11 protein-coding genes and 1 pseudogene are annotated in these 25,797 nt (G+C 44.8%); 5 read left to right on the plus strand and 7 right to left on the minus strand.

The window, feature by feature from the left end; genetic code table 11:
- Nucleotides 1-10 precede the first annotated feature (10 nt).
- Nucleotides 11-1,171, minus strand: coding sequence for a lysogenic conversion protein (locus G6Q48_RS18385; RefSeq protein WP_166267891.1), 1,161 nt, complete (start codon nucleotides 1,169-1,171; stop codon nucleotides 11-13).
- Between the two features lie 376 nt (nucleotides 1,172-1,547).
- Between G6Q48_RS18385 and G6Q48_RS18390 the strand changes: the two genes are divergently transcribed.
- Nucleotides 1,548-3,161: a restriction endonuclease gene (locus tag G6Q48_RS18390; protein WP_102137487.1), complete on the plus strand. Its 1,614-nt coding sequence runs from the start codon at nucleotides 1,548-1,550 to the stop codon at nucleotides 3,159-3,161.
- 162 nt (nucleotides 3,162-3,323) lie between these two features.
- Here G6Q48_RS18390 and G6Q48_RS18395 read toward each other — a convergent pair whose 3' ends face one another.
- Together G6Q48_RS18395 and G6Q48_RS18400 are read right to left on the minus strand one after the other, a co-directional pair.
- A complete protein-coding gene (locus G6Q48_RS18395; protein ID WP_166267894.1) occupies nucleotides 3,324-4,199 on the minus strand; it encodes an AbaSI family restriction endonuclease in 876 nt (291 codons plus the stop codon).
- A gap of 46 nt (nucleotides 4,200-4,245) precedes the next feature.
- On the minus strand, nucleotides 4,246-4,959 hold the full coding sequence (locus tag G6Q48_RS18400; protein ID WP_166267896.1) for a hypothetical protein: 714 nt from the start codon (nucleotides 4,957-4,959) through the stop codon (nucleotides 4,246-4,248).
- Nucleotides 4,960-5,575: 616 nt separating this feature from the next.
- On the opposite strand from G6Q48_RS18400, the gene G6Q48_RS18405 reads away from it, so the two are divergent.
- From G6Q48_RS18405 to G6Q48_RS18415, 3 genes are all read left to right on the plus strand, one after another.
- Nucleotides 5,576-7,216, plus strand: coding sequence for a ShlB/FhaC/HecB family hemolysin secretion/activation protein (locus G6Q48_RS18405; protein ID WP_231068397.1), 1,641 nt, complete (start codon nucleotides 5,576-5,578; stop codon nucleotides 7,214-7,216).
- Between the two features lie 81 nt (nucleotides 7,217-7,297).
- On the plus strand, nucleotides 7,298-18,163 hold the full coding sequence (locus G6Q48_RS18410) for a hemagglutinin repeat-containing protein (protein ID WP_166267900.1): 10,866 nt from the start codon (nucleotides 7,298-7,300) through the stop codon (nucleotides 18,161-18,163).
- Nucleotides 18,164-18,165: 2 nt separating this feature from the next.
- Entirely contained in the window at nucleotides 18,166-18,510 is a 345-nt protein-coding gene (locus tag G6Q48_RS18415; protein ID WP_166267902.1) for a hypothetical protein, read from the plus strand.
- Between the two features lie 20 nt (nucleotides 18,511-18,530).
- Here the strand turns inward: G6Q48_RS18415 and G6Q48_RS18420 are convergent, their stop codons facing one another.
- Nucleotides 18,531-18,686: a SymE family type I addiction module toxin gene (locus G6Q48_RS18420; RefSeq protein ID WP_166267904.1), complete on the minus strand. Its 156-nt coding sequence runs from the start codon at nucleotides 18,684-18,686 to the stop codon at nucleotides 18,531-18,533.
- Between the two features lie 91 nt (nucleotides 18,687-18,777).
- Between G6Q48_RS18420 and G6Q48_RS18425 the strand changes: the two are divergent.
- Nucleotides 18,778-19,275: pseudogene (locus tag G6Q48_RS18425) on the plus strand (hemagglutinin repeat-containing protein); the annotation flags it as partial.
- 12 nt (nucleotides 19,276-19,287) lie between these two features.
- Here G6Q48_RS18425 and G6Q48_RS18430 read toward each other — a convergent pair.
- The 3 genes from G6Q48_RS18430 to G6Q48_RS18440 all read right to left on the minus strand — a co-directional run bounded on the left by G6Q48_RS18430 (nucleotide 19,288) and on the right by G6Q48_RS18440 (nucleotide 25,680).
- Nucleotides 19,288-22,572: a type I restriction endonuclease subunit R gene (locus G6Q48_RS18430; RefSeq protein WP_166267906.1), complete on the minus strand. Its 3,285-nt coding sequence runs from the start codon at nucleotides 22,570-22,572 to the stop codon at nucleotides 19,288-19,290.
- Nucleotides 22,573-22,694: 122 nt separating this feature from the next.
- Nucleotides 22,695-24,086, minus strand: coding sequence for a restriction endonuclease subunit S (locus tag G6Q48_RS18435; protein ID WP_166267908.1), 1,392 nt, complete (start codon nucleotides 24,084-24,086; stop codon nucleotides 22,695-22,697).
- Complete coding sequence (locus G6Q48_RS18440; protein WP_166267910.1) at nucleotides 24,076-25,680, minus strand: class I SAM-dependent DNA methyltransferase; 1,605 nt, start codon at nucleotides 25,678-25,680, stop codon at nucleotides 24,076-24,078. The genes G6Q48_RS18435 and G6Q48_RS18440 overlap by 11 nt, the downstream gene beginning before the upstream one ends.
- Nucleotides 25,681-25,797 lie beyond the last annotated feature (117 nt).

Below are 25,797 nucleotides of genomic sequence, written 5' to 3' on the forward strand. Positions count from 1 at the left end.
TGATGATAATTTAATTTCGGGGAAACTCACCTTCACGATAATCAATGTTTACAATTATCGTCGAAATGATAGGCCCATGTTCGGAAATAACTGAGTTTAAATATTGTCCTAATTTTTTTTGTATAAACCTTTCAAATCGAACACCACATTCTTTTTTAAGATAGTCATATCGATCGACATAGTACCAGACTAAATAACCATAACTCATCTGTAAGGGGCTAAACAAACTGACATCATTGCTCATCAAACTAAGGCCTTTAATATAGTCAGGAATATATCCAGATGAATTATAAAAACGCTTTTGACGATTATAGCCTTTCATAGTTACGTCATGATAACTTTTAAGCAAGTCATCTATCATTTTTGACCATTCGCATGTCCTGTCAATATCGCCATTTTTGAATTTAACCTCTCTTCCCATTGCTTGAGATCTGAGCATTTCATCGATGACAGCATCTAAGTAATTTTTTGTCACACCGAGACTTTTACTTGACGAATTTTCTGGCCAACCGATCACGTAAGGAGCGGTGTTTTCAGGTGATTTATAGTTCCATGATTCATATTTCGGCATCATCAGATATTTGGCACAATCAGCGAGTCCCGGCTCATCGCCACCAAGTTTGTACATGCCGATTTCCTTACCAGATGCTTTAGTACCAGGATATAAGGTCAGCAGTTCTTCCCGGTTAACTGATTCAAGTAGCTTCCTTTCTTTTTCTGTTGAAGGTCCATCAGGCAATAAATTGTTTTTTTCTGAGCACTTGCCCTGTAATAAAACGGCACGGACTTTTTTAAAACCATTTTGGCTGTTAAATTCATTGAAGATAAACAAAAGGTCTGCTAGTTCGCAGTTAAGGACTTCATCTTTTCTGGCTCTATGTCTTACCTGATTCGTATTGCCATAACTCGTAGAGGAGTTGTTCACATTTTCGTACTTGCTTACGGTGAATTTTGCCTGAGGTGTCCCATCAACCCAAACTGAGTTTACGCTGACATTAATGTACAGATTGTTTTTTAAGCATTCTTTTTTAACTTCAGAAACAATGTGATCAAGAGTTTCTACAGAGTGTAGGTTTCGTAGCCCCCACCGTTCAAGTGAGGCTCTTTTTTTGTGTTTCTTGTTCAGGTAAACCTTGCTCCAGTTCTCCCAACTTAAAGGTTCTGTCATCATATTCATTCCATTCCCCGTTGATTTACACGACGCAATGTTAGTAATGCGACTATTTGGCTGCAAGTTCAACTGCTAACTTCCGCTTTTCGCTCACAGCAGACCACCCGACGCTTCAGGTGACCAGTTTTATGTCAGGAGCGAAAGTTGCTAAAATGGTTTGCCGTGACCAATAGAGCCAGAAGGCAACAAATCTGCATGTTTTGAGATATAGACTGATTAGTTTTCTTAAATGCTATAGATTGCTTTTCTTAAATATTATAGATTGGCTTGATGCTAACATAACATAAATTAAGTGTGCTTAATTAAATGGATGGTTGCTTGAGGCAATTTCACTTATTACAGATTGAACTTTCGGTTGGAGGCTGTGGGAGTTAGAATGGGACGGAGATCAGGATTTGAAGGTTTTATACGAGCTACAGGCAGAGCCGTTGCAGCAGCAGAGCGTGAGCGTAAGAGAGCAGAACGTCATTATTTAGCCGAAACTCGCCGTATAGAACGCGAAATAAAACGTGATAATGCTCAGAGACTTCGCGAGCAAAAAGAGGCTGATAAGTTAGCAAAAATAATGTATCTGGAAGAACGTCAAGATGAAGTTTCCGATCTAAACGCTGAGCTGACCGAGAATATCACTGCACTTTCTACACTTCTGGAACATACCCTCGAATTTGACGATTCAATTGATTTTTCGGTATTAAAAAAACGCCCAAAATTCGAAGACTTCAAAACACCCAAACATCTCTTACCAGACCCTGAACCTGAGATGAAAGTCGTGAACGCTCCAGCCCTATGGATGACTATTTTCCCATGGGTAAAGAACAAATATTATCGAGAATTGCAGAGTGCAGAAGAATCTTTCAATAAAAATAAGGAAGATTATTCAGTTAAACTCTTAAATCAGAAAGTTGAGCTTGACGCTTTAGTTTCTGAGTATCAGGCCCGAAAAACTGCTTATCTTGAAGAAATAAAAAGTCAACACGACGAAATTGACCAATTTGAGCAAGACTATCTCAACTGCGATCCTGACAGCGTGTTGACTTATTGTGAAATGGTATTGACACGGTCGGAATATCCAGAGAAGGGCTTTCCCCAAACCTTTAGATTGGCCTATTTACCTGATAGCAAAGAGTTGGTAGTTGAATACAACTTACCTGAAATTGCAGTAGTTCCACGCGAGTTAGAATACCGATATATCAAATCAAGAGATGCTATTGATGCTAAGGCGCGAAAGATTAGCGAGATCAAAGAACTCTATCAGAATATAATCGCCGCGATCACACTCCGTACAATGCATGAGCTTTTCGAAGCTGACAAGGCATCTGCTTTAACGTCAGTTTTGTTTAACGGTGTAATCGAAACTATCGATCCTACAAGCGGACATGACACCAAAGTCACATTAGTATCTGCCCGTGCTCACAAGGACGATTTCATGCAAATAAAACTGGGAAGGGTCGAAAAGAGCGCATGCCTTAGAAGTTTAGGCGCACAAGTTTCAGGGCGGCCAGATGAGCTTCAAGCTGTAAAACCTATTATCGAGTTCAACATGGTTGATAAACGCTTTATTGAACAAGGCGACGCTTTATCTGCCCTCGAAACACGACCAAACCTTATGGAACTTTCACCATCAGAATTTGAGGTATTAGTATCAAATCTTTTCACTCAAATGGGACTGGACACCAAACTCACTAGAGGTACAAAAGATGGGGGTGTTGATGCAGTGGCATTTGACACTCGTCCGATCCTCGGAGGCAAAGTGGTAATTCAGGCTAAAAGATATAAAGACACCGTTGGCGTCAGCTCTGTTAGAGATCTTTATGGGACAATGATGAATGAAGGGGCTAACAAAGGAATTTTGGTGTGTACAAGTCAATACGGTAAAGATGCATATCGTTTCTGCGAAGACAAACCAATCGAACTGATTGATGGCGGCGGACTTCTTTACCTCCTAAAAGAGCATGCTGGAGTATCAGCACGTATCAATCCCAACTTTTAATTACCGTTCCAGACTTGGGCTAATGCTTGTAGCGAATATTCACGAATAGAAATTCAGCACGAGCTTTTTAGTCGAGTAATTCAAGTATTTTAACAGCCATAATTAAATCTCAACGCCACAAGAGATTTAATTATGGCTAAGCTACAAAATGCAAAACTACTTTTATGTTGTATAAACCTTGATGCGTGTATCTACCCGCTTGAAAACATTAACACCTTCAGATGATTGTTGCTCATCTTGAGTGAAAATACCAAGAAATCGATATAGTGTCCGGTTCAGCTCATCACGAGAGTGAGCCATTACGATACGATAACGCCACGTTTCCCTATAGTTGCGTGTTGGATTAAGACTTTTTTCCGTTATCAGGTCACCATCAGTAGAAAATGAATTGTCCCACTCCCCCGCCTTATACAACCGTGGAAACCAAACCATTACATCTCCGTCCAAACCGATTGCTTTTACAACAGTCTCAGGTACCCGCCAGCTACCTGATTGGTGGTGTCCTTTATCCCCATAACCAAAGCACTGCAAAGCATCCTTGTGATATCGGAATACTGCGTAAGGACCCACTTCAATAACGCCTTCGTCAATATGCTTTTGAGAGGTATAACGGCTGTCATAGTCCCAAGGACGAAATAAGCCTTGGGCTTCCTGTTGGGCTTTTCTATCCCTAACAAGAAGGATGAATTCGTCAACGAGATGATTAATCTTGTCCAGTGTCGTGTTATTAGCTGGAATTCGTTTTTCAATAAATCCAGTCGCTTCCATGATGTCCAAACGGCGGATTCCGTCAGCCATTTTAGCTTCATCGCTATCATGGTGCGCCTCGTCTATTTCAAGATACAACTTTAGCTGTGGAAAAAGCAGGTCTGCGAGATAAATTTTTCCAGAGTGCCCTTCCTTTCGAATACACTGCTGGCAAACGAACTCAAGGTCAGGGTCATTCAACCTGTGAAAAATGCGATTGATAATGTAGTGTTCCCAGCGCTTATGAGAGATTTTTGATAGTGCCCGAAGAATATAGTCATCTTTACTCATGTTAATACCATTTAAAAACAAATAAATAACCAGACAAAAGACTTAACTAAGACGCCTGTATTCGCAAGCGTAGTATCAAAATAGTAAATATATCATCACCATAATACTTAGCACTGTAAATAGCGACGGGATGCTCAATTCCATCCCCTTTTTTATACAAAATAGGATATCGACTTTCATCATAAAAAAAATTATTCCATTTGATTTTTTTGCCATTAAATTCGATAACGACAAGTTCAGATAACAGCTTTTTATCTGAACTCTCTTCTATTCTTTCCCAAATTTTTGCTATGCCCGCTGCTGAGTTAAAATAATTAGAAAGCCTTCTCTCAGATGCCTTATACTCTCGACTCTTACGCTCCCGAATTTCACTATCATATTCATCTTCATACGCTTTTTTTGCTCGTTTGAAATCTGATTCAGCCTCTAACAATACATTCATCCGAAATATGAATGTGCCTTGTTCTGAAAGAAAAATATCTTTGGTATCTTCAATATTTGTAGACTTTGCAACCAATACTTCTACCGCCCTTCTAACATTATTTTTGCATGATGCAGAATGTTCTTGATTAGGACCTAAGCGTAAATATGGCGATATCGTTCTACCTAAACGCACAAAAGAATCCACCCAAGTCACATTCGCATCGCAATACTCGCAAATAAGCCCATCTTTACTGTCTTTTGTAATCGCAGAAATAGAAACCAATTGATCATCGTTTTTAGATTGTCTAGCAAAAAACATTTTTAAACCTTTCGCCATACCATCTCCCCCAATCTGTTTATCGCTATAAGGTGAAAATAACCTTATCATCACACGTATACAGCAACAAAAATTAGATAAAAACAATGAATTAATTATCTATGTCACGATAAAATGGAGTTTATTGTAAAATAATAAGTATTATTGTGTATGTCGAATAGTAAACACCCTACACTCATTAAATTTAAATTCTGTATAAATCGAAAATCCAGTTCCAATCACTAATAAATACCCATCACGGAATTAAAAGCTGATATTAAATTTTATTTACCAAAAAATGCGATTTCATCTTATTGTCCTTCTTGTCAATTTATGTAAATGTTAACAGTAAATTTAACTTAAGATAACGTTCTCAATGAAATTTAGCGACTCCCTAAATTCCGCACTTTAAACTCACGCTTAATCAGCGTCACAACGGATTTGTGGATGTATTAGCAAGGATGCCCTGAACCGATATTTCATCACTGGCACTGCCTTAATTCATTGGGTTAGATAACTACATGTATTGATTTATGAATTAGGCAAAAATATGCAGGAAAAAGCATTACCCTCCGCGCGTGGTCACGTTGGTGAGCAACACCGTTCATTAAAATGGAGTTTGCTAAGCTTATGTTTTATGTCAGCCCCCTTATTGGCTGACCCCGTCAACCAAGCACTCTCTATCGATGCCCGTGAACAGCAACGCCAGCAAGAACGTGAACGTATGCTACAACAGCAGAACAACCCCGTTGTGGATACACGTATTCAACAGCCTGATTTGTCACTGCCGGATTATCCGCAAAATGAGCAACCCTGCTTTACCATTTCCACTATTCGCCTTGATGGTGAATCCGCCGCCGATTTTCAATGGGCGTTAAAGGCCGTTAACGACGCCAAAGGCCAGTGCTTGGGTAGCCAAGGGATTTTGTTGGTCCTCAATAAAGTCCAAAATGCCATTTTAGAGAAAGGGTATGTGACTACCCGCGTGATGGCTCAGGAACAAGACTTGAATCAAGGTGAATTAGTCCTCACGCTCCAGCCGGGGCGCATTAACACCATTCGTTTTGATGAAGGCACCTCATGGCGTGGTCGCTTGTGGAATGCCGTTCCTGCTTCCTCGGGCGATATTTTGAATCTGCGTGATATTGAGCAAGGGCTGGAAAACTTTAAACGCGTACCGAATGTCACTGCCGATATTCGTATCGAACCCGGCCCAATTGATGGCACCAGTGACTTAGTGGTCAGTTGGCAAGAAAAACGCCCTGTGCGATTAAGCTTGGGTTTGGATGATAGTGGCTCAAAAAGCACGGGGCGATATTTAGGCTCTGCGACACTCGCCATTGATGCCCCGTTTGCCCAAAATGACATGTTTTACGCCAACATCAGCAAAGACTTGTTTGATAAAGGCCCTTTTGGTAACCGTTCTTATACCCTGAACTACTTTATTCCCGTTGGCAATTGGGGCTTTGCAGCCAATTACAATGAATATAATTATCACCAAAATATTCCCAATGCCAACGAAGTGCTGCGTTATAGCGGCAAGAGTGATACAGCACAATTTACCGTGTCACGGTTGCTGTTTCGCGATCAAACCCATAAAACCACGCTTAACTTACGTACCTACCGAAAAACGGCCAGTAACGCGGTCAATGACATTGATATTGAGCAGCAACGTCGCCGTACTGCTGGCTGGGAAGTCGGTATTAATCAGCGCAGCTTCTTAGGCAATGCCACACTCGATGCCAATGTCAACTGGCGTCGCGGTACAGGTGCGTATGGAGCTCGCCGTGCGCCAGAAGAAGATACCCACAGCGGCAGTGCCCGCGTGGGGATTTTGCTCGGAGACATCAGTTTCAATCAACCCTTCACGTTGGGTGAACAACCTTGGCGTTTGAATACCGCTTTACGCGGTCAATGGACTCAGCACGCCCTAACACCGCAAGAGCGCATGTCTATTGGTGGACGTTATACCGTCCGTGGTTTTGACGGTGAGCAAGTGCTGTCAGGAGAAAAAGGCCTGTTATGGCGCAACGAACTGGCGTGGAATGCCTTTTCTCAAGGGCAAGAGCTGTATTTAGCCGCTGACTACGGGCGTGTTGAAGGCCAGAGCACTAAATACCTTGTGGGGCATCAACTCGCGGGTACCGCATTAGGGCTGCGCGGCTCAATTTCATCACGTTTAAGCTACGACCTGTTTGTCGGCGTGCCGTTATATAAGCCGAAAAAATTCGATACATCAGGGGCGACAGCAGGCTTTAGCCTCAACCTTGAAATTTAATCGCATTTCATTGATTTGATAATCGATAGACATTTTCAGTTTTACCCGTGTCTGCACTGTTTTTTTTGAAGGAACTCCATTATGAACAAGCATTGTTATCGTTTAATTTTCAGCCGCACTCACGGGGAATTACGTGTTGTATCCGAGCTAGCTAAAAGCTGTAGTACCGAATCAGGCCAAACGCGCGGTTCAAATGGCGGCCGCCTGTGGGTCACTCTGCACCGCACCTCGCTGCTGCTGTGGTTAGCCTTGTGGGGTGGCTCAGCCATGGCGAGCAGCATTATTGCCGATAACAATGCCCCTAAAAACCAGCGTCCTGATGTGATCAACACGCAAAATGGTATTCCACAAGTCAATATTGCGGCACCGAATGGTTCGGGCATATCCCATAACCAATATAAACAATTTGATGTCGATAACCGTGGCGCCATTCTCAATAACTCGGCGGTGATGACTTCAACACAAACCGCGGGGATGATCCAAGGCAACCCGAACCTTGACCCAAACAAAGCCCCTGCGCGCGTTATTCTGAATGAAGTCAACAGTAATAACCCTAGCCAAATTAAAGGCTTCCTCGAAGTGGCTGGCGGTAAAGCACAAGTGATTGTCGCCAACCCATCGGGAATTATTTGTAATGGCTGCGGCACCATCAACGCTGGGCGCATGACCCTCACCACAGGTAAACCACAATTTAATCAAGATGGTAGCCTCGCGGGGTATCAAGTCGAGCGTGGTGTTATTCGTGTTGAAGGCGGTGGCTTGAATGCCGATAGCCGCCACGATACCCAATATGTGGATTTGCTCGCCCGCGCCGTTGAAATCAACTCCGGCGTGTGGGCGAAAGAAAAAATCGCGGTTGTCGCGGGTAAAAATAAGGTTGATACGCAAAATAACCCCACCCCGATAGAGAGCCAAACCCCACAACCTGAGTTTGCTATCGACATGGGGCAAATGGGCGGCATGTACAGCGGTTATATCCACATGGTAGGCACCGAAAAAGGCGTGGGCGTGCGTAACCAAGGCGGGCACATCCAAGCGGATAAAACCTTAACAGTCAGCAGCAACGGTAAGCTGATTTGGGGCAGTGCATCGCAGCAAGCCACCACCCAAGCCGGCAGTGATATTACCCTGACCGCTAAAGACGCCATCGACCACCAAGGTAAATTGCACAGCGGCGGCACCTTAAACATTGAAAGCCAAACAGGCTCAGTGAGCAATACCGGCACACTGGCTGCGCTAAAAGATGTCAATATCAATGCGAAAGGCGATATCCGCAGCCAAGGCAACGTGCTCGCAGGCAGTGATAACAAAAGCAATATTATTAAAGATGCTAATATCACCTTAAACAGCGACGGTAAAATTAATACCCGAGGCACACTTTTAAGTAAACAAAACGTCACAGTAGCAGGCCAGTCACTGGATTTAAGCCAAACACAAGTCGCCGCCTCGGCGTTGGCACTCACCGCCAAACAAGGGGATATCGCCCTCACCCAAGGCAAAATTGACGCCAACAACGTCAAACTCAACAGCGCACGCGATATTCATACCGAGCAAGTGCAAGTCAAAGCCGCGCAATGGAACGTCAGCGCTAACAACTTGTTTAACCAGAAAGGCACATGGGTACAAACAGGGCAAAATGAGAGCCAATTTGCCCTCACAGGACAACTGAATAACCAAGGCGGCGCGATTGAAGCCAATCGCCTCAAGTTCAATGCCGACTCATTGAACAACCAAGCGGGCCGGCTGGTTGCGTTAGGCAATACCAAACAAGATTGGCTGGTGAAAAATAGCGTTAGAAACCAGCAAGGTGAAATCGGGGCGAATGGCGATTTAAGCCTAACAGCGAATGCGATTGATAACCAATCGGGCACCATTAAAAGCCAAACCACACTGGTATTGAATGCCAAAGAGCAGATTGATAATCGCGCGGGTAACCTTGTCGCAGGGAATGCCGTCAACCTGCAAGCAGGCAAATCGCTGAATAACGCATCCGGTACTATCAACAGCCAAAAAGTGACTATCACCACGGACAATCTCAATAATGCACTGGGTAAACTGATTAGCCAGACGACCCTCGATATTGTCGCTCGCCAACAGATGAATAACGCCAACGGATTTATTGGCTCAGGTGATAAATTAACCTTAACCGTTCAAGATGTGGTTAACAACCAACAAGGTACGGTGCAAAGCGATACTCAACTAACCATTGACGCACAGCACGTTGATAACCAAACAGGGAAAATACTGTCTGGGGAGCAACTTACTCTTAATGCAACGACTGGCCTTGATAACCAAAGCGGAACACTTTACAGCAAAGATATTACGCTGAATGCAAACAAGATTAACAACCAGCAAGGGCAAGTCGTTGGTGAAAATAGCGTTGATATCACTGCAAAAAATGCGTTAGACAACACCAAAGGTAAAGTGATTGCCAATGAGACATTAACCGCGTCTATCGGTCAACAACTCGCCAACCATGTAGGTTTACTGCAAGGGGGTAAGCAGGTTGCCATCACTACCAAAGCACTGGATAACCGTGACGGGCAAGTGCTATCAGGTAAAGCCTTGGATATCACAACCAGCGCGCAAATTGATAATGCCAAAGGCGAAATCAGCAGCCAGAACGTCAACATCAATACCGCCCAACTGGATAACCAAACGGGTAAAGTGATTGCGACCCAAAATCTCGACCTTATCAGTCAGAGCGATGTGAATAATCAGTCTGGCTTATTAGAAGCAGGCAATCAATTAACCCTCGATACCCAAGGGGATATCAACAACCAAAAAGGCACGCTGCAAGCAGGAAAACAGACGAACCTCAACGCAGAGAATATTGATAACACCCAAGGCCAGTTATTGTCGGGTAGCCAGCTCATCGTAAACACGCAAAATGACCTCAATAACCGCCAAGGCAAAGTCAGCGCTGGCAAAACATTGCAGTGGCAAGGTAATCACTTCAATAATACCGCGGGCTTGCTACAAAGTGGTGGCACATTAACGTTAACCGGTAACCAACTGAGTAATCAGCAAAAAGGCCAAATTCTCAGCCAAGATGCACTATCGTTCACCCTCAGTGGCGATTTTAATAACCAAGCGGGTATTTTGACCAGCCAAGGTGATACCGCAATTAGCGCTAATCTTGTCAATAACGCGCAAGGGGCACTCAATGCCCTTGGGCGCTTAGATATTCAAGTGGCACAGCTGATTGATAACCGCGATGGGCGACTCTTCAGCCAGCAAGCGCAAACACTCAACGCACATAATATTCTCAACCAACAGGGTTGGATGGGCAGCTTAGATTCATGGCAGGCTACGACTCAGTCATTGAATAACCAAAACGGTGAAATCCAAAGCCAGAAAAATGTTGAACTCACGGCAAACGCCCTGGAAAACCAGCAAGGCACATTGCAAGCGGGTGGCTCTGCATCACTCTTGGTTGCCAACGAAATCAATAATACCCAAGGCAAAATCAGTGCCAGTCAAAACCTCACCGCCACAGGGCAGTCCGTCAGAAACCTGCAGGGACAATTACTCTCCGGTGGCACATTGCAGCTCAGCGCGTCGAGTGTCGATAACTCGCAAGGCGGCTTACTGTATAGCCAAAAACAACTGTTGTTATCCATTGAAAATGCGCTGAATAATCGTCACGGCAAGCTGCAAAGTGGTGAAAACCTCACGTTAACCAGCCAAGCGTTAGACAATACATCTGGCAGAATAGAAAGCCAGCAAACCCTGAATATCACCAGTACCACGCTGATTGATAACACATCAGGGTCAATCCTCAGTAATCAAAACCAACAACTGGAAACAAAAACCTTTAAAAACCAGCAAGGGACGGTGAGTAGCCTCGGAAAGCTTGCGTTGAATACAACAGAGCTTGATAACACCCAAGGTACCCTCATTAGCCAACTCGCGGGCACCTACAACATCGCGCAGCTCAATAACACACAAGGGAAAATTCACAGCGGTGATACCTTGACGTTAACGGCTGCCGATATCCAAAACCAACAAGGGCAACTGGTTTCCACCAACGCACTGAAACTGATTGCGCTCACCTTGGATAATCGACACAACGGTATTCTCAGCAGTCAAGGTAGCCTCAGCCTGTTACTCAATGCCTTAGATAACCGTGAAAATGGACTGGTTCATGGCAGTAAAGAAACCACGCTGACCGTTAAAAATATCGAAAATACCCAAGGCCGGCTGCAAAGTAATGAAAACTTGACGTTTTCAGGGGTGAACACTCTCAATAACCAATCAGGTCAGGTGTTAGCCAATGGGGATATTGCGCTGAATACCGATGCCGCTTCCACCTCGGCTCAGCTTGCCCTCTCAAACCAACAAGGTACCCTGCAAAGTGGTTCGTCACTTGCCATCAGTACCCAGTCCATAAATAATCAGGGCGGGACAATCAAAAGTCAGAAAACGCTTTCGCTGACCGCGGCGCAGGACTACACGCACCGCGCAGGTGATACCCTCACTAGCAACCAATCGGTCACACTGAATATCACGGGTACTTTGACTAACCTCACTGACTGGTTATTACCGGGTGACTTTACCCTGTCGAGCCTAAACTTCACAAACCAAGGCTCATTGGTCAGTAAAAACCTCGCTATCACAACAGGTAAACTAAATAACCTGAATCGGTTAGAAGCCGATAAGATGGCGCTCGACGTCGACGCTTTAAACAATAGCGCGACATTGATGGGGGATGAGATCCGCGTTAAAGCTAAGACCCTTGATAATCAGGGGAAAAAGGCCGTCATTGCCGCAGCAAAACACATTGACCTACAAACAGAAAAAACACTCACCAACCGCGACCAAGCGCTGATTTACAGTGGCGATACCCTCACACTCACCAGTGATGACTTAATTGAAAATAACGCCAGTTTTATTGAAGCGGAAGGCGCTGTTTCCATTACCGCACGTCAATTGAATAACTTACGTGAAGGGTTAGATATTCAGCTCGAGGCTGAAGTCGAAAATTATAAAAAGCAACTGTATAACTTTTACTGGCGTTCATTTGAAACTCAGGCCCATAAAAACCCAACTGCGATGGCACCGACCACGCAGCAATTGACCTTTCAAAACGATCAGGCCGCGTTGGATAACAAGTATGGCACCATCTTAGACATTGATGCCAAAAATAAACGCGCACAAATGAAGGTGAAACAGCAGGATGGTCAAGTCACTACCCTGTGGGTCAATTATTTGGCGCTCACCCCCAATAGCGATGGCAGTTATGCCATGACCTTCTATGAGTCGCGTGGCATACCAGGACGTATCAAAACCCCTCCAACGCCTTACCATGGTGCGGTATGGCGTGTGCACAACCAATATCGCTATGAAGTATGGGATCCCAACCAACACATTGATGTGGCAACTGCAACCGGCATTGATGATTTCAGCTGGATACGCAATCGTTCGGTCACAGGCTCTGTCACCCGTGACAAATTGATCTCCGAAGGAATTGGCGCGCGCATTTTGTCGGGCGGCAATATGACGCTCAATATCACGGATTTACTCAAAAATGATGCCAGCACCATTACCTCAACCGGTGATTTGGATATTAAAGGTAAAGGGCACATTGAGAATACTGGCTATTCCGTGAATGAACGCCGTAAAGAATTTTATTCCGACCATTATGATGTCAGTAAAAGCCACTGGTATCCACAGTCCAGTAGTGACAAAACCACGGCACTCACCACCATCGATGGCATTATTTCGGGTAATGGCAATGTCACCATCACCAGTGCCAATATCACCAATACCACCGTCAATGCCGCGCAAATCACCACGCTAGAAGCGGCGATGAATGCCGCCAAAGCGGAACGTGCTGAATGGGAACGTAATCCACTGGCATTTGATATTGATGGCGTGAATAAACAAGACCTCAATACCACCATCAATGAACAGGGAAAATCAGAGCTCAATCAAGCAGAGGGCACTTCGCCAATCGACCGCCCTCTGCTCCCTGCCGAATTGGCGTTAACCGAAAAACAGCACATCGGCGATGTGGCAACCTCTATCCCAGATAATGGCTTATTCCGTCCGAACTTAACCCCAGACAGCCCATTCTTAGTGGTCACCGACCCGCGCTTTACCGACAGAAATAAGTTTATCAGCAGCGACTACCTACTTGAGCGGGTTGGCTACTCCCCTGCCGATGTGCATAAGCGTTTAGGGGATGGTTTCTATGAACAACGTCTCGTCCGCGAGCAGGTGCTGAAACTTACTGGTCGCCCTTCTCTGCGTGAAGAAGATGCCATGGCACAGTATCAATACCTGATGAATAATGGTGTTAAAGTCGCGGAAGAGTTCAACTTACGTCCCGGTGTTGCTTTGACCCCGGCACAAATCGCTGCCCTGCAACAGGACATCGTGTGGCTAGTCAGCGAGACCATCAACACCCCACAAGGCCCACAAACGGTCTGGGTTCCGAAAGTCTATTTAGCTAACACGACACTTAGCCTGACACAGCAAGGGGCGATGATCAGCGGTAAGACGCTAAACTTATCCGCTGACAGCATCGATAATGCAGGGAACTTATTAGCTGAAAAAGGCCTTGAGGTCGATGCGAAACAATTTATGCACCGTGATGGGGATATCAAAGCGGATACTATCAATATCCAAGCCGATAGCCTCACGTTAAGCACCAACTTACAAGATGCACTGCGTCAAGCGACAATGAGCGCCACCGATATCACCTTAAGTGGGCATGACGTTCAACTACAAGGCGCGAAACTGGATGCAACAGGCGATATCAAGCTCAATGCACGTGACAATTTATCCATTACCGCAGTGAAAAGCACCCATACTGGCAGTATTGATGTGATTGCGGGGGCAATGGGTGAACGCGGTAATGAAGGCATGGATGCGACTGGTAGCCTCGCGCATATCAGCGGCGAATGGCAACTCGCACAAAGCAGTGAACTCAGCGCTGGTGGCAATCTCAGCCTCAATGCCGGAAAAGATGTCACCGTCAAAGGCAGCCAAGCGCAAGCTGGCGGCACATTAGATGTCAACGCGGGTGGCGATATCAATATCCTATCGGATAAAACCACCAATAAAAGCCAACTCGATGCACAAGGCAACGGTTCTTCCGTCAGCAACACCCGTGAAGAAGACCGTTTGGTGCTCAGTACGCTCAGTGGCGACAAAGGCGTTTCATTGAACGCAGGTAACAACTTGGTGGCAGAAGGCGCCCAAGTCGATAGCCAAGCAGGTAAAATCAGCGTCTCAGCGAAAGATGTGACTATCACGGCAGCAACTCAAGACACCCACGCGCTAGACCAAGAGCAAACGCGCAATGGCAGCAGCAAAGGCTCCCGAGTCGATGAAACCTCATCCCATGAGGTGGTCGGCAGCACCTTCAGCGGGCAAAACGACATCGAAATCACGGCGCGTGATAAAGACATCACCGTCACGGGTAGCACCATCCACAGTGAAAAAGGCGAAATCACCCTTGATGCAAAACAGAATGTGACACTCAATACCGCCACGGAAGAAAATAAAAAATATGTTGAAGAGCAGCGTAGCAGTAAAGGCTTCTTAAGCGCCAGCAGTGAGCACACCATCCAAAACGATGAAACCACGCGAGAAAAAGGCAGCTTGCTCAGTGGCGAAAAAGTCACCATTACCGCAGGGAACGACCTGACCGTTAAAGGCTCTTCCGTGGTTGCAGAGAATGATGTCAGCTTAACCGCTGGCAACAATGTGGATATCACCGCTGCGACCGAAACCGACTCACATTATCTGCTCGAAGAGAAGAAAAAAAGCGGCCTAATGAGTAGCGGTGGCATTGGCTTTAGTGTCGGTAAACAATCCTCCCGCCATGAAGTAGATGAAAAAGGCACCACTCAAAGCCAAAGTGTCAGCACCATTGGCAGCACACAAGGCAATGTCAACATCACCGCCGGCAACAAACTGCATGTGGGAGGAGCTGACCTGATTGCCCAAAAAGACTTAAACCTCACGGGCGACAGCGTCCAAATCGACCCGGGCTATGATGAACGGACTCGCACTGAGACATTTGAAACAAAGCAAAGTGGGTTTGGTATTTCTCTCTCTGGCAGTGCAGGCAGCGCCCTCAATACCGCCGTCAGCACTGCACAGCAAGCTCGCAAAGAAAGTGACGGTCGTTTAAGTGCCCTGCAAAACACCAAAGCGGTATTATCGGGTGTTCAAGCCCAGCAAGCCGTTGAATTAGATGGCCTTAAAACTGAGGCCGCCAATAACTATAATGCGGCAAACAACCTCAAGCCAGGTGATAAAGGCTACCAAAAAGGCGCGACCAATACGGTTGGCGTCAGCGTGTCTTACGGCAGCCAATCGTCGAAAAGTGAAACCCACACCGACAGCCGCCAGTCCCAAGGCAGCACCTTAAACGCAGGCCAAAACCTGTCGATTACCGCAACAGGTAAAAACAAAGATACCAACCCCGACAGCGGTAATATCACGGTCGTCGGCAGTGAGCTCAAAGCAGGCAAAGACTTATCACTGTCTGCCACGCAAGATATCAACCTCGTTTCTGCCCAAAATACCGAGCAGACAAACAGCAAAAATAGCAGCAAAGGTAGCAGTGTCGGGGTTGGTGTGGGCGTTGGTGAAGGTGGCTATGGAGTCAATATCTCAGCCTCCGTCAACCAAGGCAAAGGCCATGAAAAAGGCAATGGCCTCACCCACACGGAAACTACATTGGATGCAGGCAACAAACTCACCTTAAATAGTGGACAAGACACCACCCTCAAAGGGGCACAAGTCTGTGGTGAGCAAGTCACTGTCAATGTCGGGCGTGACCTCACCTTACAAAGTGAGCAAGACAGTGACCGCTATGATGCGAAACAGCAAGAGGTCAGCATCGGTGGCGGTTACACGATAGGTGGCACGCCAAACATCAATATCAGTGCCAGCAAAGACAAGATACACAGCAACTACGACAGTGTGAAAGAACAAACCGGTATCTTTGCAGGCAAAGGCGGCTTTGATGTCAATGTCAAAGAGCACACCCAGCTTGATGGTGCGGTGATTGCCTCAACAGCGGATAAAGACAAAAATCGCCTTGATACAGGTACGTTGGGCTGGAAAGATATCGACAACAAAGCCGACTTTACCGCCGAGCACACGGGCGGTTCGATTGGCACCGGTGGCCCAATTGGCAGCCAGCTGGTGACCAATGCCGCGGGCGGGTTACTCTCTAACGCCAATAACAGCGGCCATGCGGAAGGCACCACGCAATCAGCGGTCAGTGAAGGCTCCGTGATTGTTCGCGATGAAGACAAGCAAAAACAGGATGTTAACGAGCTCAATCGCGATACCGAGCACGCCAATGACGGCAGCATCAACCCGATATTCGATAAAGAGAAAGAACAAAACCGCTTAAAACAATCCCAGTTGATTGGCGAAATCGGCAATCAGACCATGGATATCATCCGTACCGAAGGCGATATTGCAGGTCTGAAAGCGCAGAAAGACCCCGATGCGCTAGCCATCGCCAAAAAACAACTGGAATTAGAGGGGAAAACACTCACTGATGACGCGATTAAACAGCAAGCTTACAACAACGCCATGGCACAGTACGGCACGGGCAGCGACTTCCAAAAAGCCGCCCAAGCCGTCACTGGCTTGCTACAAGGGCTTGCGGGTGATAATTTAGCAGGTGCATTGGCAAATGCCTCTTCTCCTTACTTAGCAACGTTGATAAAACAGCAGGTTGGCGAAGATAATAAAGCCGCGAATGCCATGGCACATGCTGTGTTAGGCGCCGTCGTCGCTGAGCTAAATAACCAATCCGCCGCTGCGGGTGGATTAGGTGCTGGTGGCGGTGAGCTATCGGCTCATGTTATCTTGAACACCCTCTTCCCGGGCAAAGAAATTTGGGAACTGAGTGAAAGTGAGAAACAGCAAGTCAGTGCACTGAGTCAGCTGGCTTCAGGATTAGCGGGTGGACTGACTACCGGTGATGTGGCTGGGGCAATTACCGGCTCGCAAGCTGGGAAGAATGCGGTTGAGAATAACTCAATGGCGGGTGATGACTTAAGAAAATCCTACAAAGACAGTGCTAAGTGGTGGAAAGATCAAGCGCGAGAAACATTTGGTGAAGGCAATACTTCAACTGCGATTAATAGTGTTATAGGCGCATTGGAAGATGCTGGAGACTTGGCTATTGCAGGCGGTGACTATGTTTTTGATGGTGCAGCAGCAGTAACCGCTTGTGCTACGATGAGTAGTTATTGCCAGAAAGCTCTTGATGATCTAGCAGGTAAACATCAAGGAGTAGCAGATGTTGCGGTATCGTTAGTAAATGGTGATAGCTGGAATGCAATCCAAGACCTTGCAAAACGCGCTGGAGAAGGCGATCAACTAGCAGCCGAGCAGCTCGGCTCCATGATGGCCGGAGTATTTATACCGGGCAAAAAAGTTCCTACACCAGTGACTACAACTGGAAAACTCATCAAAAATGCAGATGGGTTTTTAGAAATAAAAGTCAGTACAACGCCTTTAGAAGGATATGGGCGACTTGATACGAAAGATGTTTTAGGCAACGGAAAAAAGAATCCAGCAGAGGCGGCGGCAGCTGCAAGATTGGAAACTTCATTAGGGCAAATGGATAGGCTACCAGAGGGAGCTGTTGGTACAGCAAATGCAGATTTTATTATCACAACTGGGCCAAATAAAGGTAAAACAGTTGATTTAATGTATACAACAAAAAACCTAAAGCAAGCTGAAATAGATGGAATTAACAAATTCTATGAAAAAAACATGACGGTTTCGAAAGAAGCAGGGAAGCTGCCCCCAGGCCAAGATCAAATCATTAAACATTTAAATAAGGCCGATATAGTTCCGGTTGATTTCAGTGTATTAACACCTAAGAATCAACAAATATTTATGAATTATGTCAAAACACTTCCAAAATCACAACAGGACAAAATTATCATATTGAGGTAAGTATGGGATCATATATTGGTATTGGGTATAGTAAAAATAGTGCCGATAATTTAAGCATTGTTTTAAATAGAAGTGCATCAGGAGCTTTAGAAGTATTATTTGATAAAGCATTAAATGAAAAATACCCCGCTATTTATGAAACAGTAATGGAAGTTTATGTTCTTGATCAAATGAATTTTTACGATCTGGAAAAAAAAGATTTCAACATCGCAATAAAGGCAATTCGTAATTATTTAACAGAAATGAGAGAGCCGACAGAAAATCAATTATTTCAAAAACTAGTATGGAACAACGAAATTGAGCCTTTAATAAAACAAGATAAGCGTTACGAAGATCCCAATGTCTAGTTGGGATCTCCTTAGTTGCCTCACTCCCCCTCACTCAGCCGGATAATCAACTGTCCGGCTTGGCGAGTGAGGGTATAGTGACTGCCTACCTCAAACCCCAACTCATTCAGCCACTTACCGCTTAAGGTCAGTTGCGGGCTGGGGGTGGGTTTACCGCGGTTGGGGGCGTAACCCACTGTATATTTTCTGGTTTTACCCCTCCCTTCTTCTTTAGCTGTCTAACTTTTTGCCTTACAACTACGCACTAATGCCAATCGTCGAAAAGCAAAAGGCGGCTTTGATGTCAACGTCAAAGAGCATACTCAGCTTGATGGCGCGGTGATTGCCTCAACGGCGGATAAAGACAAAAATCGCCTTGATACCGGTACGTTGGGCTGGAAAGATATCGACAACAAAGCCGACTTTACCGCCGAGCACACGGGCGGTTCGATTGGCACAGGTGGCCCAATTGGCAGCCAGCTGGTGACCAATGCCGCGGGCGGGTTACTCTCTAACGCCAATAACAGCGGCCATGCGGAAGGCACCACGCAATCAGCGGTCAGTGAAGGCTCCGTGATTGTTCGCGATGAAAACAAGCAAAAACAGGATGTTAACGAGCTCAATCGCGATACCGAGCACGCCAATGACGGCAGCATCAATCCGATATTTGATAAAGAGAAAGAACAAAACCGCTTAAAACAATCCCAGTTGATTGGCGAAATCGGCAATCAGACCATGGATATCATCCACACTGAAGGCGATATTGCAGGTCTGAAAGCGCAGAAAACCCCAGATGCGCTAGCGGTCGCCAAACACCAACTGATATTTCTTAAAGTTCTCGGCTTGTTCCAGCACACTTTTATATACCTCGTCATTGGCCACTGGTGGGAAGCCATAACGGTGCAATAATAAAATCAGGTCAACTTTCAGCTTCGCTTTAATATCGTCCCGGTTGCTCCAATCAGGGTATTGCGTGCTGTCATCGACAATCAGCTTCATATCTTTAGCAAGCGCCAACATTTTGGCGTCATCGTAGGTAAAATCGTATTTCTGGCACATGTGCTGTAAAATATCGAGGAAAGCTTTTTCTTCCATATCGATACCAATGCCTTTAAATGACATCATTTCGGCTTTGATGTCACAAATCATCGTCGCCATTTGTTCAGTGAAATCGTCGAACTCTTCACCATTGAGCACATCATTCTCTTTGCGTTGGTTATATTGCTCGACTAAAGCTTGAAAACGCTTGGAAAAGTTGATCCCTTGGAGTTGATTGACCTTTTGAAAATCACTAATGGCTTTTTGTAGCATCTTTTGCAGCAGCTGCATTTTGGTATTCGGCAACTTGATCTTATTGATACGAGCCATGTATTCATCATCAAAAATATCAATGGTCTCCGCTTTGTCATCACCCAACGTGAAAATCTCTTCCACACCTTCGGATTTAAGGGCCTCGGCTATCATCTCTCGCACTTTTTGGTTCATTTGCGCTGTATCCGGTGCGTCCCCTTTCGTTAATTTGTAAACGATGGAGCGTACCGCGAGATAAAAATGAATGTGTTCCCGTTCATCTTGAGTAATATCTTCACTGCCCACACAGACATCATAAGCGGCTTTCAACCGCTTCACTAACCCCATAAAACGCAGTTCAACTTTCTTGGTTTGCAGGATAAATTCAGCCGCTCGATTAAGGCAGTCTAGCTGTCGTGTTGGCGAACCTGAAAAGTAATCATCGCTATCAAATTTATGGAATACTTGCGCCAATAAGTTCAAGTGATTACGCACTTCAACGATAGATTGCTGAATATCTTCGAAATTAGACTTATCCGCTTTCGAATACATGGCCAACGCCATATTCATGCGACTTTTAATACCAATATAATCAACCACTAACCCCTTTTCTTTCTCTTCAAAACGGCGATTCACGCGGGAAATGGTTTGAATAAGATTATGCTTTTGTAATGGCTTATCGATGTAAATAGTATCCAGCTCTGGCACGTCAAAACCGGTCAGCCACATATCAACCACAATGGCTATTTTGAAGTTGGATTTCGGGTTCTTAAATTGTTTATCTAACTCTCTGCGGTAATCTTTCGTTCCCAGCAAATTGTACATGGCCTCATGGTCATCTTTTCCTCGAGTCATCACCATATTGACCATCGGCAGGCGCATCAATTCGCTTTTCTCTTGCTCAGTGAGTTCAGCCCCCTCTATTGCCAGTTTCGCCTCAAACCACTCTGGCCGTTGTAACTTCAGGCTCTGATAAAATGCATAGGCAATATCACGGCTAGCGCAAACCACCATCGCTTTGCCTTTGATAGTCGAGCCTTCTTCAACACGTTTTTCATAATGTTGTGCAAAATCCTTCGCTAGCGCATCAATACGGTCAGGATCCCCTAAAATGGAGTTCATGTTCGCTGTGGCTTTTTTGCTTTCTTCTATCTGATATTCGCTGGTGCCTTGCGCTTCACACTCTTGGTAATAGCGTTCGATTTCTTCTAATTTGCTGTTATCAAGGGCGATTTTAGCGGCACGCCCTTCGTACACAATGCGCACGGTAATTTCATCATTCACCGATTCGGTCATGGTGTAGCTATCGATAGTTTCACCGAATACATCTAAGGTGGCGTCGATAGGCGTTCCCGTAAAACCAACGTAAGTGGCATTCGGCAGTGAATCATGCAGATATTTAGCAAAACCATAGGTCTTTTTAACCGTGCCGTCTTCTTGGTTAATACTGATTTTTTGGTCGAGGTTAATTTGGCTGCGGTGAGCTTCATCAGAGATACAGATAATATTACTGCGCTCAGAAAGCAGTTGAATATCTTCTGTGAATTTATGAATGGTGGTGAGGAATACCCCGCCACTGGCACGCCCTGCTAACTTGTCGCGTAGATCTTGTCGGCTGGTGACCGGTACAATAATTTCATCGCCAATAAAGGCTTTTGCATTGCAAAATTGTTTTGCCAGTTGTTCATCAAGATCGGTGCGGTCGGTGATTAAAATAATGGTTGGGCTAGCGAAATCGACGCTTTTCATCAATAAGCGCGCTAAAAATTGCATGGTGTAGCTTTTACCACAACCAGTCGCACCAAAGTAGGTGCCCCCTTTACCGCTACCCCCGATGTTTTCACCGCCCGTGTTTATCTGCTTACGCTCTTTTTCGATGTTGTAAAACAGCTTACGAGCCGCATAATACTGAGGATAACGGCAACAAACCTTAACTGGGGTCTTGCTGGTATCAGGAAAGAAAATAAAGTTTTTCAATACATCCAATAAACGAACGGGATGAAATAGCCCTTCGATCAAGGTATATAGGCCATTGATGCCTTGTTTTTCCGTTGATTCGTTACCGCTGATTTTGCGCCATGCGTAGTAGAATTCATAAGGGGCAAATAGGTTACCCATTTTGTTATTCACGCCATCACTAAGAATACACAAGGCGTTATAAACAAATAGCTTAGGAATATCTCGGCTATAACGAACGCAAAGCTGTGTCCATGCGTCAAATAGGGTTGCTTCTTCACCTCGCACCGCTGATTTAAATTCGAAGACCACCAGCGGTAAACCATTAACGTATAAAATTGCATCAGGGATACGCAGTTGGACTCCCCCATCACGGGCTTGCCCTTCTATTTCGAGCTGGTTAACTAACCGATAGCGGTTATTATCTGCCTCCGATACGATATCTTCCCCGGCAAATAATTTAACCAATTGAGCAGGCAATGTTTGGGTATCGATCAGTTCGATATACAGGTCTTTTTGCTTGCGGTCTTCGCGTTTGAGTAAAAAACCATTACTGAGCCAATGGCAAAAAGTTTTATTACTTTGGTAGAGGTCGCTGGCTGGCAAAGATTGTAATTGCAGAACAATCGTGGTGATTTCACTTTCAGTGATGCCATCAGCTTGATATTGGTTAGCAAGGTACTGACGGTCCACTATCAACACTTCGCTATTGTCTTTGCGTGGAATTGTGTTGCCGACATAATGCGGATAGCAGGTTTTTCCTGCATTGTTTGCATGTTGTCCTAGCAGTTCAATAATTGCCTGTTCCAATTTGGCTTCGGTGAAGATATGGCTCATGTCAGTGGCTTCTTGTCTGTTTTATAAATTGTTTTTTATCGCGTTTTTTAATTAAGCTAGTTTAATTGATTAGATAACAAAAACCGCTGCACAATAAGAAAAATGTGAAGCGGTCGAATAAATTAGATAAGTGTTTCTTCTGGAATGTCTATTTTGATATCGTCTAAAGACAGCTCGCCGGAGATCAGTTTAGGGAGGAGCGTGTCACGGAGTTTTGTTAACGTGTTGTTCTCTCTCATTCCGACAACTATTTTTCTTAAAAAATCATCACTCTGTTTTTTATAAGCTTCTAATACACTTGAATTAGGTAAAATAATATTGAATTTATCTATATCTTTTTTTCCTAAATGAGCAACTGTTGTTCCAACCTGAGCCATTTCTTCTATAGCTAAAAGAGGAGAAAGAGAATATTTAACAAAAAGATTACTGATGTTAGTACCTTTGGGTTTTGCAAGAAATAATCGTTGATTTAAATAAGCATCATCCCCAGACCAAATAGTCGCTCTAAACTCTGCATCCATTCCAACAATGATATCCCCAGCTATTATTTGTGTTTTCTTTGGATGCAGTTCTACACTAAATACTTGTGGCGTGCCTGTTTTTAAATCTCGAATACGAATAATTGGTTTTCCTTCACCTAAATCATTAAAAAGATTTGACTTAAATGGAGCACCAAAAATGATATCCATACTTTCATAAATTGAAGAATAGTACCAACTCTTTGGCACCCATCCCCCAAGTCCAAACGCAGACTCTGTACATTCTTCAAAAGCATCAGGAAATAACTGACGAATATCCTCTGGTAACGGCTTAAGATCATCACTTTCACGTGCAGCTTTACGCAATTCAACCCGACGCAGTAATTCTTCTGAAAAGGCTAAATCCTGCTCAAAAAAACCGGCATCTAGTGCGTTATCGATAACAGGATCAAAATCTACAAACCAGGATTTAAATAGCGTTTGCGCCATTTGCTCGAGAGTTTGATTGATTTGACTATTGAGCTTTAATTTATCATCCAGAGTCTTAAGTACATGAATAATCTGAGCTTGCTTATCTCTAGAGGGTAGCGGTATTTCCAGTTTTTTAGCTGAACTGACGTTAAAGTGTTGCTGCACAGCCCCTACAATATGAGCATTTACTTGCCCATGGGCCATTGCATTCATGAAATACGATAAATAATGTGGGCATAGTAGCTCGTTATTAACCCGAGCAATTACTATATCTGAGCAATTAGCTTCACGAAGGTCATTTGGTATAACGCATGTAGTTCCTGGTTTCCCCGTTCTCACAATTGCAACATCGCCCGGTTTAAGAGCAGACTTAGAAAGTTTTTTATGAAACTCAGATGATACATACTTCATGTCATCCCATTTTACATCATATTCATCAATATTTTTTGAACGTAAAAATGGAATACCACTTTCGATATATTCATTCGTCATCGTACCAACAAAACCAACCGTTATCTCATGACAAAGTTCACCAAGTAACCTCGTTTCAAATTTACTCCCCATACCCCAGCGCCTCCATATTTTTACGGATAGCTTTGTCAAGCTCTGCCGCTTCATCCATCTGGCGATAAAGAGTTTGGGTTAGTTCCTGCATCTTGGTTTCAAACGACACACCGTCATCTTCAACTTCCGCAGCACCGACATAGCGCCCCGGTGTGAGTACAAAATCATTGGCCTTGATATCGTCAAAGGAGGCAACTTTGCAAAAACCGGCTTGGTCTTGATACTGCTCAATACTGATTTCATTGGCTGCAACACGACGTTTCAGTTCACTTTCGCTACTGCGCCATGCATGGAAAGTATCAGCGATAGTGGCGATATCCTCACCTGTAAGTTCTTTTTGGGTACGGCTGATCATGGTGCCGAGGTTACGGGCATCGATAAACAAGGTTTCCCCTTGGCGGTCACGATAACCATATTTGGCGCTCGCGTGTTTACTTTTACTGATAAACCACAAACAAACGGGGATTTGCGTGGTAAAAAAGAGCTGACCGGGCAAAGCTATCATGCACTCAATACGGTCATCTTCGATGAGTTTTTGGCGAATTTCGCCCTCACCACTGGTATTCGAGCTCATCGAACCATTGGCTAACACAAAGCCCGCAACCCCATCTTCACTGAGCTTAGATAACATATGCAAAATCCACGCATAGTTAGCGTTTCCCGTCGGTGGGGTACGGAACCCCGCAAAACGTGGGTCGTTGGTCAGCTCGGCTTCATTACGCCAATCTTTTAAGTTAAACGGCGGGTTCGCCATAATAAAGTCGGCTTTTAAGTCAGGGTGTTGGTCTGCGAAAAAGGTATCCGCTGGGCGTTCCCCTAAATTGCCCGTCAGCCCCCTCACCGCCAAGTTCATTTTCGCCAGTTTATAGGTGGTGCTGGTCAGCTCCTGCCCATAAATCGCAATATCTTTGCTTTTCCCTTGGTGGCTTTCCACAAATTTCAACGACTGCACAAACATACCGCCTGAGCCGCAGCACGGGTCATACACTTTGCCTTGGTAAGGCTCTAACATTTCAGCAAGTAGGGTTACTACCGATTTTGGGGTATAGAACTCGCCCCCGCCTTTACCTTCGCTCGCAGCAAAGCGCCCTAAAAAATACTCATAAACACGGCCGACGAGATCTTCTTCCCCTACCCCACACTCCGTGGCAAGGGTATCGATGTTTTCAATGCTGTCGATAAGTGAGGCGAGCCTTTTCGGTTCAAGCCCTTGACGAGAAAAATAGTTATCCGGCAATGCGCCTGTCAGTGATGCGTTGCTTTTTTCAATGGTGGATAACGCAGTATCAATAATCACCGCGATATCATCTTGTTTCGCACGCTCTTGCACATAAGACCAGCGGGACTGTTGCGGCAAAAAGAAAACGTTATCTTGTTGATAGAAAACATCCATATCAACAAAGGCTTCCTGACCATTTTTGATTAATTCGCTACGTTTGGCTTCGAATTTGTCACTAATAAATTTCAGGAACACCAAACTGAGTACCACATGCTTATACTCAGAGGATTCAACGCTACCACGCAGTTGATTAGCGGTATCCCAAAGGGTTTCTTCAAAGCCTTTGGTTGGTTTTTTCGCGGGTGATTTTGCCATGTCGATAGATTCTCTTTTCTTATCAGTTATTATCGGAGAGCACTGAGTTAGTGTTGATTGTTTTTACGCCAGCTGCCGATAATGTATACAAAATAGGTATGAAGAAGATTATCTCAT

This window comes from Providencia sp. M-27 (genome assembly GCF_011077905.1).
In the GTDB taxonomy this organism is placed as follows: domain Bacteria; phylum Pseudomonadota; class Gammaproteobacteria; order Enterobacterales; family Enterobacteriaceae; genus Providencia; species Providencia huaxiensis.

Bases quoted from the DNA above. Each gene is read 5' to 3' on its own strand.
- G6Q48_RS18385 (WP_166267891.1), bottom strand. From the start codon at position 1,171: ATGATGACAGAACCTTTAAGTTGGGAGAACTGGAGCAAGGTTTACCTG.
- G6Q48_RS18390 (WP_102137487.1), top strand. From the start codon at position 1,548: ATGGGACGGAGATCAGGATTTGAAGGTTTTATACGAGCTACAGGCAGA.
- G6Q48_RS18395 (WP_166267894.1), bottom strand. From the start codon at position 4,199: ATGAGTAAAGATGACTATATTCTTCGGGCACTATCAAAAATCTCTCAT.
- G6Q48_RS18400 (WP_166267896.1), bottom strand. From the start codon at position 4,959: ATGGCGAAAGGTTTAAAAATGTTTTTTGCTAGACAATCTAAAAACGAT.
- G6Q48_RS18405 (WP_231068397.1), top strand. From the start codon at position 5,576: ATGTCAGCCCCCTTATTGGCTGACCCCGTCAACCAAGCACTCTCTATC.
- G6Q48_RS18410 (WP_166267900.1), top strand. From the start codon at position 7,298: ATGAACAAGCATTGTTATCGTTTAATTTTCAGCCGCACTCACGGGGAA.
- G6Q48_RS18415 (WP_166267902.1), top strand. From the start codon at position 18,166: ATGGGATCATATATTGGTATTGGGTATAGTAAAAATAGTGCCGATAAT.
- G6Q48_RS18430 (WP_166267906.1), bottom strand. From the start codon at position 22,572: ATGAGCCATATCTTCACCGAAGCCAAATTGGAACAGGCAATTATTGAA.
- G6Q48_RS18435 (WP_166267908.1), bottom strand. From the start codon at position 24,086: ATGGGGAGTAAATTTGAAACGAGGTTACTTGGTGAACTTTGTCATGAG.
- G6Q48_RS18440 (WP_166267910.1), bottom strand. From the start codon at position 25,680: ATGGCAAAATCACCCGCGAAAAAACCAACCAAAGGCTTTGAAGAAACC.